Genomic DNA, 14533 nt, shown 5'->3' on the forward strand with positions numbered 1-14533 from the left:
CAGTGGAGGCACGGTTTTAGGTATACAGCAGGTTTGCCCAGCAGTTTTTTTGACTGACAATAAAAGCGCCTACTCATAAAAAAGACGCCACTTATAAAAGTGGCGTCCTTTTTGTCTTTTAGTATTTGTGTGATAGCGTTTGAATTATAGCGACCGCTTGATTAAGCATGTCTTTTTTCAAAGGCAATCATGAAATCCACCAGCTGCTGTACCCACTCAAGCGGTACGGCATTATAAATACTGGCACGCATACCGCCGACATCGCGGTGACCTTTTAGGTTCAATAGTCCTGCGGCCTCTGACTCTTCTAAAAACACCTTATCCAGACTGCTGTCTGCCAAGGTAAAAGGCACGTTCATGATAGAGCGATGCTCAGGGGCAACGGGGTTGTTATAAAAACTGCTGTCGTCAATAGTTTTGTAGAGCAAGTCGGCTTTTTGCTGGTTAATCTTGCCGATCGCAGCCACGCCGCCCTGCGCCTCTAACCAATCAAACACCAATCCTGCCAAGTACCATGAGTACGTCGCTGGGGTGTTTGACATCGACGCTTTTTCGACTTGGTGCTCATAGTTCATAAGCATAGGGCACCACTCACTGGCACGGCCAAGCAAGTCTTCACGGATGATGACAATGATAAGACCTGCCGGACCGATGTTTTTTTGGGCGCCGGCGTAAATCATGCCAAACTTTGACACATCTATCGGCTGCGACAAAATGCAAGAAGACATATCGGCAATAATAGGCGCGTCGACTTGTGGTGGCTCAAATATCTGTAGACCGTGAATGGTTTCGTTGGCACAGTAGTGAAAATACGCCGCATCGTCGCTTAAGTTCCACTCGCTTTGGGCTGGCACGTCAGTAAAATTACTGTCTTTTCCAGTAGCGACCTCATTGACTGCGCCCAACCCCAATGCTTCATAGCGTTTGGCTTCTTTGACCGCTTTACCTGACCAAGCGCCCGTCGTTAGATAGTCACCGTGCCCGCCATTTAATAAATTCAGAGGAATCGCCGAAAACTGTAAGCTGGCACCGCCTTGCAAAAACAGCACTTTATAGTTATCTGGGATCTCCATCAATGCCCGTAACTTGCTCTCAGCCTTTTCTGTGATAGCGACATAGTCTTTACTACGATGGCTCATCTCCATCACCGAAAGGCCGCGCCCTTGCCAGTCAAGCAGCTCGCTTTGTGCATGCTCTAAGACGGTGGTGGGCATGGTCGCAGGACCCGCACAGAAGTTTGGCAGACGATGCGCGGCAGCGTTTGGATTGGTAGAAGCGTTGGATGTGTGGATGGATTCTGGGGTTGTAGACATGGTTATTATCCTAAATTGATGAGGTCATCATTGTTGGTTAACAGCTAAGCTGATTAACGATTAAAGCGCCTAGGGAAAATTTTTAAAGGCATTGTCAGTCTGGCAGTTTTCTTATTATCTCAAATGCTCAGTTATGTTTATTTACGAGACAGATTTTGCTATCTGTTGCCAAAACTGCCGCTTCAGACGGCTATCGGCGAGCATCTCATCCAAAGTTGGGAGCGTAGTTAGGGCAGGATGCGTCAGCCCGTCAGGCAAGGCCGTCAAAGCCGCCACTTGCACCTCTTCACTACGCCCAATCTTAAAAACATAGCCTGCTAAGCTGGCATTGGCAAGCTCGGCGGTATCCATGCCCGCACAGATCGGAAACGCCGTGGTCTCACAAGTCATCGATAACGCTTGGGTGATGTTTTGCCACAGCTTTTGGCTGTCCCCGCTGAGGGTTTGCATGTCCACCAGTATGACCCAGTTGCCGTAGCGGCCACCTTGTAAACTAAACGGCAACACCTTTTTGTTGCTCTCATCAGCATATTTATCTGCTGATGCATGTATCGCTGATGGCGCAGCAGTGGTTGTTTTTACGGCGTCAACGAGTGGTGCCACCACCTGCGCGACGGTTGGTAGATCAGGCTCACCATCCAAATAGGCATCATCGTGATAAGAAGACGTATCGCTCGTGTCTACATGATTTGACGAGCCATCATCGATGCGGTGGAGATGGTGGTCATTGACGGGGCTTTGGGTATTCCACGCTGCTTCACTGTCGCTAACATCGCTGACAGGACTGCGCTGCGAAGAGGTAAGAGAGATGCTAGGGCTTGAGATGTTTGACTGACTTTCGCTAATGGCGGGGATATTAGCCATGCTTAGCGTCGCAGCATCTGGGCGCACCCACTGATCGATACCCATCATCGCTAGGATTTGGCGCTGCTGCACACGGCGCTGTAGTACAATTTGCGGATCTTGGATATCACTCATGCGGTTCTGCTGTCTTATTTTTTAATTGAGAGCGGGCGATGTTAAAAAAGCTGGCGAACGCCTAACCAATGCTCTGCCAGCATCATCAGGCAGTCGTATTCATCTTGACTGATTATCGTATCGTGTAACATGACAGTATGCAATGTGCTTAGCCATCGTCGATACTCATTATAATCTATTTGGCCGCTATCCTGTTGTCTCTTGCCACAATTATTATCTTCCGCCTTATGAGTGCTCGCTGTATCAGCATGGTCCGCGTGATACGCTGGCACCATACAGACCACCGCTAACAGCTGGCTACTATTTAAGTGGGATGCGGTCATTAATAGCCACTGTAGATTTGCATCGCTAACGGCATTTAAGTCAATATCAATCAAACGGGCATACCGCCTCACATCCACAATGTAGTGTGCAGCACTCTCCCATGCTGGCAGCCTATGGCGATGGGCGTTTTTGGACAGCCGATACGCCAGTAGTACCAGCACCGACCTCCTCACGGCACCCAGACCAGAAAACACCTGACCTGATGGGTCAAGCTGCGCGCCTATATCCTCCATACCCGCCTGCAATAGCGTCTGCCAGCCAGACGGCTTATCGGTATTTTTGTCATTTAACACCGCAAAAAGCGTTGGCAATAACCGCTGTAAATGTAGTGCTTGCCATAATGACACGATAGACACTTCTTGTGGCTTGGTGCATGCCACTTGATCAGATACTGATAATGGTGTATCTGTGCCAGACACAAGGTCTGCTGAGATATCCTGAGCAAAGTCAAAGGTCAAATCCGCCGCCAGCTGGCGAGTAAACAGCTGTAGTAAGCCGCACTGATAGCGATCGAGCATGGTACGGCTGCTTTGTTTCTCCTGATAATGCTGATGGGCGTCGTGGTCATGGCTGCGCTCGTTTTGCAGGCGCTGTGCGTTAATTGTCTGTGCCGATAAGTCTTGCTGATGCAGCTTCTTTATCGCAAAAACCAGCACCGCACTGTCTAAGCGCCGATCCAAATTGGCCACCGTTGTCAGCAATTTAGCATCTATCGTATGCGGTAAGATGGGCGGGTTGTTATGACCGTCATGATTGCTATCTACAGTGGACGCTGCGCGTTCCTTACCTTGATATTGTTGCGTATTACTTTGCGATACTTCATCACCGATAACCCCCTCCCAAACGTCGTGTAAATCATATTTCATCGTCGTCGTCAGCAAGCGCCGTTGATGACATAACATGATGGCTTCGATCAAAGCTTGCGCGCCCAATGGATGATGACTGTGATCCAACACATACTGCGGCAGGCAAACCTGATGCAAATCGTCGCTATCGATCCATGGTTTTTTTGATAAATCGCTATTGGGTTTTGCCATCCATGGTTTTAGTAGCTGACAGGCACCTATATCCTCTGCTGATACTTGCAAGCGGCCGTCAACCACGACATCTTCTTTTGTGGTAAAGGGCAGCGCCGACTCTGCCTCTAAGGCATTATTAGGCTCATTGATTAAAACATCGACGTTTTCTTTGATGTTTTCTTCAGCATTTTTGTCTTTTTTGGTGGCAGTAGCAGGGAGGTTACTAAAAATTGGTTTTTTATCTTTACTTAGGCTATTTGCTTGGACTTCGCCCCAATCACCTAGGCGACGCTGCTCATATATCTCTTTTATTTTTTTTTGGTTTAAGCGTTTTTCATGGGCAACTTGCACAGCAAAGTCATGATAGGCTTTGGCATTGATGGCACTCATGCGCTCAGCCAAACTTGGATGCGTGGCAAACCAAGAGACATCACCCAAATCAGCACCACTACTGGCAAAGAAAAAATGACTTAATCCATTGATATCAGCGATGTTGGTTAAGCGCGAGCCTACTGTGTCTTGATGAATCGCTTTTAGAGTCTCTATAATCGCCGGCGAGCGGGTCAACTGTACGCTGGTGGCGTCGGCGAGCAACTCACGCTCACGGTTGAAGCTGTGTTTGATCAACTGAGCGCTGGCCATACTCGAAAAGCTCAGTCCATGTAACAACAGTGTCCACACGCTGCGCGGCGCCTGCCGATCAATGATAGGATTATTAAGCCGGTGCGACTGAAACTGCGCCGATGATAGCGGTTTGTGCGACTGGGCTTGCCAGTACGACACCCATTCGCGATGCGTGGTAAAGCTTGCCGTCTGCGCCGCGGTGCGACGTGCATGACTGTCGATGCTACGCTGCGACATCAAAGCGCTTTGACTAACGCTGCTATCAATAGAGCCAACATAGCGATTGCTGTTATGACTGATAGGATCGCTCCAATCATACAGTATCTGTAGTCCTGCTAACACCACCATTAGCTGTAAATTAAACGTCGCATCACCATGCAAGATATGACCATACTCATGCCCTATCAGCCCGTATAGCGCCTCATCAGATAGCTTATCTAGCGCGCCCTGCGTCACGACCAATACCATGTCTTGACTGTGACGACCAGCGACAAAACCATTGATACCTTGCTCATCAGGCAGCACGTACAATATCGGCATATCCAGCCCCGATGCAATAGCCAGCTGCTGCGCGATTTCGTAGTATCGGCGATAGACAGGCGGAAAATCTCGCTCATCACGCACTGCGATCTGACGGTCACTAAAGCGAACTTTTTTGGCCGCAGTATGCTGCTGAGCCACCCCTTGACTGTGCTCCCACGCATCCTGACTGCTATCAACAAACAGACGAACCGCCCCTACGCGTTGAGCAATCGCGCGGCCACCCGCTCTGAGGCGGCGATACTCTACAAGACTACCACCAACAAAACTCGCTATGATCCAAACGATGACCAAAACCAACGCCCAGTAGTAGATGCCCCCTGTAAATATCGTCAACAATAACCACACAACTCCGAGAGCCACTGCTATATGAGCCAAGACGATCAAAAAAAACAGCCCATAAAGTAACAGACTGCGGCGCGTGCGTATCCGCTGCTGAGCAAAAAAATCCATCCGCTTATCTCAAATTGGCGACACTTTTTGTGCTTTTACTTTGCATCTTAAGTCATATCTACAACAGGGGCTTTGGCAATGGCTTCTCTGTCTGCAAAGACCAGTGGGCTGAGCGGACGAAAGCCAAAAGTGCTACTGACAAGATTGTTTGGAAACACCTCACGGTCGTTATTATAAAACATCACGCTATCGTTATAGTGCTGACGGGCAAAGCCTATACGGTTTTCGGTATTGGTCAGCTCATCCATCAGCTCTTTGATCATGCTATCCGCTTTTAGCTCAGGATACGCCTCCACCACCGCTGAGAGTTGCCCCAAAGCTTTAGATAGCATGCCTTCTGCTTGGGCAAACAACGCCATATGCGCGGGCGACTCTGGCTGATGATGCGTAGAGTCTTGCAGGCTTTGGGCATGATTACGGGCGCTAATCACACGGCTTAAGGTCTCTTCTTCATGCGTCAGATAACGCTTGGCGGCCTCAACTAAGTTTGGAATCAAGTCATGACGACGCTTGAGCTGGACATCTATCTGCGCAAAACCATTTTTTGCTTGATTGCGCGCGCGTACCAATTTATTAAATATCGACACCCCAAACACGACCAGTAGTACCATGAATATAATCAGTAGCCAAACAAACATCTTCATAAGCAAATCCCAATGTGTCTAGAGTATTAATGATACGTTAATACCTTGTATTTTAGCTTAAATTTATCTATGAAGCGCTAGCATCGGGCAATTTTTAGATAAAAAAAAGCCCTTTATGATAAAGGACTGAATATCGAAAACTGCTTTTGATGTTTTATAATTTTGATGTACTAGAGAGGCATGGAGATAGGTATTAAGCAAAACAGGCTGTGACTGGACAATGATAAAGACCAATATCAAATTTTAGGCAAAAAAAAGCGACTCCGCCAGCACATCCTCGGCACACATTGTATCTACTACCGTTGCTACCTTCCGGTCCTGGCGGGATTCATAGTACAATGTTGCGAGGCTACCAACGGAGCCACCAGAGCAGATTATACAAGATTTTTTTAGTATTACAACCCCTATCGTAAAACTGTATGCTTTTTGACAAAAAAAACGGTCAAACTTGGTGACAAAATCCTTACAAGCACAGGCAAAAAACTTTGCTATTTTAGCAAATAGCTATCAGGGCATATCCTTGACTATAAATAGCTTGACAAAGCAGCCCAACAAAATAGCCATCAACAAAAAACAACGCAATAAAAGATAAGTTGACCAAGACAGCATTCAGTATCACTTTGAGCCAGCACCGTACGTTTGGTAACGCCCACTACGGCTCTAGAACACTATGATTTATTAGGAGAAAATAATGAAAAACACTTTAGTACACAAAGCCACCCTCGCAACAGGAACAGCCACGTTACTGCTGGCCATGATGGGCAGCGCACATGCTGAGCCGACAGGCTATGATCAGCTGAGCTTTCAAACCGAAGTCAAAGAAGAGGTGCAAAATGACGAAGTACGCGCCAGCATGTACAAAAAAGCCCAAGCCAGTACCTCAAAAGCCTTGGCCACCACGCTCAACACTTCTATTAATAATGCCATGACAATCGCCAAGCGCTACCCGAGCGTGACGGTCAGCACCGGACAGCAGCGCACCTATCCGCGATATGATAAAAACGACAAAATCATTGGCTGGACGGGGCAAGCCAGTATCGATCTAAAAAGTACCGACTTTGCGGCGACCAGCCAGCTAATTGCTGATTTGCAAGAAACGCTAGTGATGGATAACCTAAACTTTGGCGTCTCTGACAGCAAAAAAGACACACTAGAGCAAAAGCTGATGACCGAAGCGTCTCGCGCTTTTCAGCAGCAGGCCAAAAACCTAACGCGCGCTTGGAATGCACGCGGCTACCGTGTGGTCAATGTCAATCTAAACACAGGAAACAACTACCCTCGTCCGATGTATGGCAGCATGAATATGAAAGCAGAAGCCGCCGATGCCTCAGTACCTAGTCAGAGTTTTGAATCGGGCAATAGCACCATCTCCGTCACCGCCAACGGCACCATCGAGCTGACCAAATAGCTTTTGTGCCATAAAGACAGCTGTTAGCAAAAAAACTTTATAAGTACCTAACTAACCATCAAAGAATATCAAGGGCAGCCACTTATCGTAGTGACTGCCCTTTTTTGTATGCTATAGGGCATGGCGCTTACTTGGTGAAAGCATCATTAGTTTTAGGCTGTGCACTTTGAACCGTTTGTAGACTTCCATCCTTTTGCCGCAGTTTTAGCAGCAGTTTTTGATGCCAAGGTAGATTTTGGTAGGCTAAGCGCTGCTGCGCGATTTTTTTATTGTTTTGGAGGGTTTGGGTGTTTTGAAGCACATATACCGTACGGGCCGCTTCTTTGAGCAGCTGTCCTTTTTTATTTTGTATGACCGCCTTTATATTATGCGCGCCGGGCATAAGGTCGACAGTGGCGATAGAAGCACTTAACCCTTGTGCAACCTCACTACCATCCAGATAAATACGGACTCCATCACCCGCCTGCAAGGCAGGCGTCACCTGTACGCGCACCTCGATGCTTTGAGCAGGACGGCGATATGCGCGAGTCTCGCTAGGCTCGGCGATCATAAGCTGATAACTCACTGCCTTGCGCGCCATGTCTGTGCTATTGGCCGTGCTATTGGCCGTGCTCACAGGCGCAGATGACGAGGTCGCCTCGCCAGTCACCTGACCAATCGTGTCTCTACCAGTAGAAACAGCCGTCTGACTGACAGTTTTGTCCGTCTGCTGTTTATAGTTTTGTGGCCGATCGGTAAAGGTGACTTGCCCCGTCTTTTCATCGACTACTTTATAGATGGGTGCTGCATGACTGGTAGGCACTACTATAGGTACTGTGATACTCACTGAAAGTACGGTCAGCGCTGTCAGCAAACCAAAACATTTGGCTTTTATACCTCTGGTCTTTAGAGTACTGGACTTTAGAGCGATGGTTGTTACATCAGCGTCTTTTATATGAGTGTTTTTTATATGAGTAAGGATAAATGTCGTCATGGTCAAGCCACCTAATCAATCTGATACTTCCTATTATGCGGCATTTGCGTGATGAAATCAGTAGCGATGTTTTATTCATTTATTGGATGGTGTACTTTTTATTTTCGCGCATAAAAAAACCAGCTAAGGCAAACTTAGCTGGTGATTTGATGTTATTTTACATTTAGCTTAAATTCAGCGTTTTGAGTACGCAGCTGATTAGCAGCTGTAGTACAAGTCAAATTCAACTGGATGTACAGTGACGTTGACACGTTGCACTTCTTCTTCTTTTAGGGCGATAAAGGCATCTAGCATGTCTTGAGTAAACACATCACCTTTTAACAAAAACTCGTGGTCGTCTTTTAGCGCTTGTAGGGCGACATCCAAGCTCTCTGCTACCGTTGGGATTAGCGCCTCTTCTTCTGGTGGCAAGTCATACAAGTTTTTGTCAGCAGCTTCGCCTGGATGCATCTTGTTTTGGATACCGTCCAGACCTGCCATCAATAGCGCTGCAAAAGACAAGTATGGGTTGGCCGTTGGATCAGGGAAACGTGCTTCGACGCGTACCGCTTTTGGACTGCTCACGTGCGGAATACGGATAGACGCTGAACGGTTTGATGCAGAATACGCAAGCTTGATAGGTGCTTCGTAATGCGGTACTAGACGCTTGTAACTGTTGGTCGATGGGTTGGTAATCGCATTGAGTGCGCGCGCATGCTTGATGATACCACCGATAAAGTATAGGGCAGTTTCTGATAGACCTGCGTACTCATCGCCCGCAAAGGTATTGACGCCATCTTTTGAGATCGACATGTGTACGTGCATACCTGAGCCATTGTCACCAACGATAGGCTTTGGCATAAAGGTAGCCGTCTTACCAAACTGATGAGCGACATTATGCACGACGTATTTTAATTGCTGCACTTCATCAGCCTTACGCACCATGGTGTTAAATGCCACACCAATCTCGGACTGGCAAGAGGCTACTTCGTGGTGATGCACCTCAACGCTGCCCTCACCGATGATCTCTTCGATACGCTCACACATCACAGAACGCATGTCTTGTGAGCTGTCGATCGGCGGTACTGGGAAATAGCCGCCCTTGACGCGCGGACGGTGGGCCATGTTGCCCCACTCGTATGTCTCGTTGGTGGACCATGCCGCTTCTTCAGCAGTGATCTTATGGCTCACGCCCGACATCTCAACCGACCATTTGACATCATCAAATACAAAAAACTCTGGCTCAGGGCCGAAATAAGCAGTGTCACCGATGCCCGTTGATTTGAGATACTCTTCTGCGCGGCGAGCGATAGAGCGCGGGTCGCGATCGTAGCCTTGCAGAGTTGATGGCTCGATGATATCGCAGGTCACGACGACTGTAACGGCATCAAAAAACGGGTCAATAAAAGCCGTCTCAGGGTCAGGACGTAGGATCATATCTGAGGCTTCAATGCCCTTCCAGCCAGCGATAGATGAACCATCAAACATTTTGCCGTCTTCTAGCACTTCTTCGTCGATGGTAGAGGCAGGAAAGCTGATGTGTTGCTCTTTACCGCGAGTATCGGTAAAGCGAAAGTCAACCCATTTAGCATTAGATGATTTGATAAGATCCAATAATTTATCCGACATAAATAGTCTCCGTTGTGTTGATTAGATATTTGCAATATAAATTGTTTTAACGCTATTTTAACAACATATGACTGACAATGTTGCTTTGTTCAAATGCTGGCTGATTATTATTAATAAACAGTGATAGACAGCAGTAGCTGATAAAGAAGCAGCTCATCACCAAATATCATATTGTCCGCTGACGATAATGATGCAACTGCCGTGCCAAGCTGCGTGGCGCATGATAGTGCAGCAAATCCATCATCAGCCAAATAGTAAATAAATACAGATATTTAGCGTGTTTTTACCAATACATGATAAAGATATCTTCTTGGGCGATCACCACCATATAATGATTTGGTGTATCCGTTAATACCTTTAATGCACCAAATCGGCTCATACGATGGTGCAACCTGTCTCTTCAATGCTCTTTTTTGGGGCAAATTACCTGTTTGGTCAGCACTGTGCCCTGTTTTAGCTCAATCGACTATATCAGAGTGAGTCGATTTTTGATACATTGCCTCATGTCACGTTTGCCTCACTTGCTCGGCACACATGGCATCTATTTATAAGCGGCGGTACGGCGCTGCATATGTTTATATGTAAGTACATCAGATACTTTGCTATCAAGCCGCTCAATAAAAAGTCGTTTTTATATAAAATTAACTATAAGCGGTAATACAGAAAATCTGTGATAAACCTGCTGACTATCGTGCTGCGTTTGATAGCACGCAAAATAGTGGTAAGATAACGACGGACGATAAAGACTGTGACAATCCTATAAGCTGACGCAGGCTCAACCATGCAGCAAACAGGCATGTAGCAAAAAAAGGAAAAAACGACCACAGCTGTTGCCCCATATCTACGAAAACAAGACTTATAAAGCTAAGATTTATAAAAAAGCCAAACCAACTAAGTTGATACCCACATGATTTTGATGATCGATAATTACGACAGCTTTACGTACAATATTGTACAGTACTTCGGTGAACTACAGCAGGATATCACCGTCTGGCGTAACGATGAGATCAGTCTCCAACAGATCCAAGCTCTCGCACCAGATGCGATCGTGATTGGCCCTGGTCCGTGTACCCCTGACCAAGCGGGTATTTCTTTACAAGTTATCGATGCCTTTAAGGGCCTTATACCTATCTTGGGCATCTGTCTTGGCCATCAGGCCATTGGGCAGGCTTTTGGGGCGCAGATCATCAAGGCAGGCGCAGTCATGCATGGCCGCCTATCTGCGGTATATCATAACGACCAAGGCGTGTTTTTTGGCCTGCCAGCGCCCGTGCAAGTCACCCGCTATCACTCACTGGTGATTGACCAAGCCAGCTTGCCTGAGTGTCTAGAGGTGACTGCTTGGACACAACATAGTAATGACAGCATCGAGGAGATCATGGGCGTTCGTCACACCGCCTACGCCATTGAAGGTGTGCAGTTTCATCCAGAGTCCATCCTAAGCCAAGCAGGCTATCAGCTGCTCAATAATTTTTTGCACACTCACGGTTTGGCAGTATTGCCTACAGATGCCTTACCGCAAGTCGGTTAGAGTCCGTTCGGTTCAAGACTGTTTGGCGGCAGTTTATTTACCAATTTACTGACAATGCTGATGATAAATGACCTATAACGCCTGCGCCTTTTAATACTGATTCATAAAAATACTAAGCGAGAGAATAATGAGCACAATAAAAACAGAGGATACCACCACCCCAGATCATATCGCTCAGCTGTCTGATGAGCAGACGCACAAACTCCTGACCACCGCATTGGCGAGAATTTTTCAGCACATTGACCTAACCTTTGATGAGATGTATCAAGTCATGCTGATTATCATGCAGGGTCGATGTAGTGATGCCATGATGGGTGCGATTTTGACGGGTCTGCGCATGAAAGGCGAGTCTATCGACGAGATTACCGCATCGGCCAGCGCCATGCGTGACTTAGCAGCCAACATCACACCGGCAGACTGCCACTATCTGGTCGATATCGTCGGTACGGGCGGTGATGGTGCCAATTTGTTTAACGTCTCTACCGCTTCAGCCTTGGTCGCAGCAGCGGCAGGGGCACAAGTGGCCAAACATGGTAACCGCGGCGTGTCGACCAAATCTGGCAGCTCCGATTTGCTTGAACAGGCAGGAATCAGCTTGACACTCAGCCCAGAGCAGGCCAAGCAATGCATAGAAAATCAAGGTATTGGCTTTTTATTTGCGCCCAATCACCACAGCGCCATGCGCTATGCCAACCCCGTACGCCGTGAGCTAAAAGCGCGAACGATATTTAATATTTTGGGGCCATTGACCAACCCAGCTGGCGTGCCCAATCTGGTCATTGGCGTCTTTACCGCAGCGCTGTGTGAGCCTATCGCTAAGGTGATGAAAAACCTAGGGGCGCGTCACGTCATGGTGGTCGGTGCCAAAGACGGCCTAGATGAAATCAGCTTGGCCACTTCTACGACGGTCGCTGAGCTAAAAGACGGTACGGTCACAGTCTTTGAGATGATGCCAGAAGATGCGGGGGTCGAATCGCAAACCCTCATCGGTCTGGATGTTGACTCCCCTAAAGAGAGTCTGGAGCTGATACGCGCCGCCCTGTCGGGTACAGACACTCATGATCGCGCGGTGCTCAAGGCTCGTGATATGATTGCACTCAATGCAGGCGCGGCCATTTATACGGCAGGGCTGGCCAGCAACTATCCAAATGGTGTTAGCCGCGCTCAAAAGGTCATTCAAAACGGTGATGCCTTGACCAAGCTTGAGTCTTTGGCACAATATACTCAGCAGCTGGCGCAAAACACTTAAGTTTTTCATACAGCTATCGCCCACTGGCTTTTGCCCTTTTACCTTTAGACACATTCGGACACTAGCATGACCCATACAGACATACCTTCAGTATTACAGCGCATCGTTGCGACCAAACACCTTGAGGTAAAAGCGGCTCGTGAGGCGCTATCTTTAGATGACTTAAAAGCCAAGGTGCTGGCCAATCAGCAGCCGCGGCGCGGCTTTGCTCAGGCACTACGAGCGGCCAGCACCAGCGAGAGCGGCATCGGTATCATCGCCGAGATTAAAAAAGCCTCGCCTTCTAAAGGCATCATCAATCATAACTTTGCCCCCGCATTGTTCGCCCAGCAATATGAGCAGGCGGGTGCCAGTTGTCTGTCTGTCCTCACAGATCGCGAGTACTTTCAGGGAGAGGATAGTTACCTTGAGGCAGCGGCCAATGCCGCCACTCTGCCGCTACTGCGTAAAGACTTTATGGTCGATGTGTATCAGATTTATCAATCCTATTTGCTGGGTGCAGACTGTATCTTACTGATTATGGCGTGTCTTGATGATGCGCAAGCACAGCAGCTGCATGCGCTGAGTATCGATCTGGGTATGGACGTGTTGATTGAAGTCCATACCAAAACCGAGCTTGAGCGCGCCCTCCAGCTGCCTCGTAGTGTCCACAACATCTATGGCATCAATAATCGCGATTTAAATACATTCGATGTCGATCTACAGACCACGCTTGAGTTAAAAAACACCCTAATCAAATCATTGGCCGCTGACGCCGACAGCCGCGCACATCAGCCACTTATCGTGACTGAAAGTGGGATTCATAGCAGTGCTGATATTCGCCTGATGCTAAACAACGACATTCAGCACTTTTTGATCGGTGAGCAATTTATGAAAACCGAGCATCCTGGACAAGCGTTACAATCCTTACTTGCAGGCGTCGCAGCAGACGCGTAAAGTAACTAAAAAATGCCACAGCACACCTTACCCAATTACCTTTTCATCAACCAACGATACCTTAACTGTTATGTCAAATTCTCTATTTTCTAAAGAAATGCAAGATCAGCTCAAAGAGCTAAAAGGCCAGCTGAGCAAAGGCCGTGATACCAACTCACCTGAGGGCGAAAACCAAAAGCCGACTGAGCCTGTATCGCTGCCGACACAAAAACAAGTCAAAAAAACGGTCAAACAACTAGACAGTGAGCATATCGACGACGACAAAGTGCTGTTTATGCAAGCAATGCATGGCGTCACTCAGCTCGAAGACAAAAACGTGCGCTCCCCTGTCACCAGCACTAAAGCTGGCAAACCTGATGCCACGACTTTATCAAAACGTGCCGCTGCGCAAGGCAGTGAAAGTGGTGATCTAAGCGCCGGCTTATCAGACATGCAAGCCTTGCTCAACCCTGTGGCAAGCGAAGCGTACTTATCGTACAAACAGCCAACCCTACAAAACAAAATATTTGATCAACTAAAAAAAGGCAAGCTGCGCTGGTATGATGCCGTAGACATCCATGGCTGTACCATCGAAGAAGCCCGCGCTGCGATGACCCAACTACTCAGCCAAGCCAAAGCCAACAACGAAACTGTGGTCAAAATCGTCCATGGCAAAGGCTCTGAGGCCATCCTAAAAACCTGTGTGAATGGCTGGCTCCGTCAACTGCCTGAAGTATTGGCGTTTTGCTCGGCCTCGCCAAAAGATGGCGGTAATGGTGCGGTACTAGTACTGCTAAAAAAACCAAAAGGCGCGGGTGAATAAACCTTACAGCAAAGCAAAAAAAAGACTGCCCAATAAGCAGTCTTTTTTTATAGATGATGTGGTTTTAGAATGTAGGATTATGTGCTTCTTAGAAGATAGTGCGCCTTATAACTTCGATGAGAGTAAATAAC

General features: G+C 47.7%; 11 protein-coding genes and 1 other RNA gene. 5 read left to right on the top strand and 7 right to left on the bottom strand.

From position 1 onward, the window contains the following. Positions 1 to 161 precede the first annotated feature (161 nt). The 5 genes from serC to ffs form a co-directional block, all read right to left on the bottom strand. Positions 162 to 1313 carry a 3-phosphoserine/phosphohydroxythreonine transaminase gene (gene serC, locus CAP50_RS08075; RefSeq protein WP_100749662.1) on the bottom strand — a complete coding sequence of 384 codons (1152 nt, stop codon included), beginning with the start codon at positions 1311 to 1313 and terminating at the stop codon, positions 162 to 164. A 141-nt stretch (positions 1314 to 1454) separates the two neighbouring features. Further along, positions 1455 to 2291: a hypothetical protein gene (locus tag CAP50_RS08080; RefSeq protein WP_100749663.1), complete on the bottom strand. Its 837-nt coding sequence runs from the start codon at positions 2289 to 2291 to the stop codon at positions 1455 to 1457. Between the two features lie 41 nt (positions 2292 to 2332). Continuing rightward, positions 2333 to 5251: a M48 family metalloprotease gene (locus CAP50_RS08085; RefSeq protein WP_100749664.1), complete on the bottom strand. Its 2919-nt coding sequence runs from the start codon at positions 5249 to 5251 to the stop codon at positions 2333 to 2335. Between the two features lie 47 nt (positions 5252 to 5298). Continuing rightward, positions 5299 to 5895 carry a LemA family protein gene (locus CAP50_RS08090; RefSeq protein WP_100749665.1) on the bottom strand — a complete coding sequence of 199 codons (597 nt, stop codon included), beginning with the start codon at positions 5893 to 5895 and terminating at the stop codon, positions 5299 to 5301. A gap of 261 nt (positions 5896 to 6156) precedes the next feature. Further along, positions 6157 to 6253, bottom strand: an RNA gene (gene ffs / locus CAP50_RS08095) — signal recognition particle sRNA small type. Between the two features lie 333 nt (positions 6254 to 6586). On the opposite strand from ffs, the gene CAP50_RS08100 reads away from it, so the two are divergent. After that, positions 6587 to 7303, top strand: coding sequence for an SIMPL domain-containing protein (locus CAP50_RS08100; protein ID WP_100749666.1), 717 nt, complete (start codon positions 6587 to 6589; stop codon positions 7301 to 7303). A gap of 127 nt (positions 7304 to 7430) precedes the next feature. Here the strand turns inward: CAP50_RS08100 and CAP50_RS08105 are convergent, their stop codons facing one another. Together CAP50_RS08105 and glnA are read right to left on the bottom strand one after the other, a co-directional pair. Then, positions 7431 to 8276 (bottom strand): DUF4124 domain-containing protein, encoded by an 846-nt coding sequence (locus CAP50_RS08105; RefSeq protein WP_100749667.1) that lies wholly within the window; start codon positions 8274 to 8276, stop codon positions 7431 to 7433. A 198-nt stretch (positions 8277 to 8474) separates the two neighbouring features. Beyond that, positions 8475 to 9884: a type I glutamate--ammonia ligase gene (glnA, locus tag CAP50_RS08110; protein ID WP_075100899.1), complete on the bottom strand. Its 1410-nt coding sequence runs from the start codon at positions 9882 to 9884 to the stop codon at positions 8475 to 8477. 907 nt (positions 9885 to 10791) lie between these two features. Here glnA and CAP50_RS08115 point away from each other — a divergent pair. The 4 genes from CAP50_RS08115 to CAP50_RS08130 all read left to right on the top strand — a co-directional run bounded on the left by CAP50_RS08115 (position 10792) and on the right by CAP50_RS08130 (position 14402). Beyond that, a complete protein-coding gene (locus tag CAP50_RS08115) occupies positions 10792 to 11415 on the top strand; it encodes an anthranilate synthase component II (RefSeq protein WP_100749668.1) in 624 nt (207 codons plus the stop codon). 127 nt (positions 11416 to 11542) lie between these two features. Then, the gene (trpD, locus tag CAP50_RS08120) at positions 11543 to 12664 is read left to right on the top strand and encodes an anthranilate phosphoribosyltransferase (RefSeq protein WP_075100902.1); all 1122 of its coding nucleotides are present in this window, start codon (positions 11543 to 11545) and stop codon (positions 12662 to 12664) included. Positions 12665 to 12730: 66 nt separating this feature from the next. Next, positions 12731 to 13600: an indole-3-glycerol phosphate synthase TrpC gene (trpC, locus tag CAP50_RS08125; protein WP_100749669.1), complete on the top strand. Its 870-nt coding sequence runs from the start codon at positions 12731 to 12733 to the stop codon at positions 13598 to 13600. 70 nt (positions 13601 to 13670) lie between these two features. Beyond that, positions 13671 to 14402 carry a Smr/MutS family protein gene (locus CAP50_RS08130; protein WP_100749670.1) on the top strand — a complete coding sequence of 244 codons (732 nt, stop codon included), beginning with the start codon at positions 13671 to 13673 and terminating at the stop codon, positions 14400 to 14402. Positions 14403 to 14533: the final 131 nt, after the last annotated feature.

Source organism: Psychrobacter sp. L7 (assembly GCF_002810365.1).
In the GTDB taxonomy this organism is placed as follows: domain Bacteria; phylum Pseudomonadota; class Gammaproteobacteria; order Pseudomonadales; family Moraxellaceae; genus Psychrobacter; species Psychrobacter celer.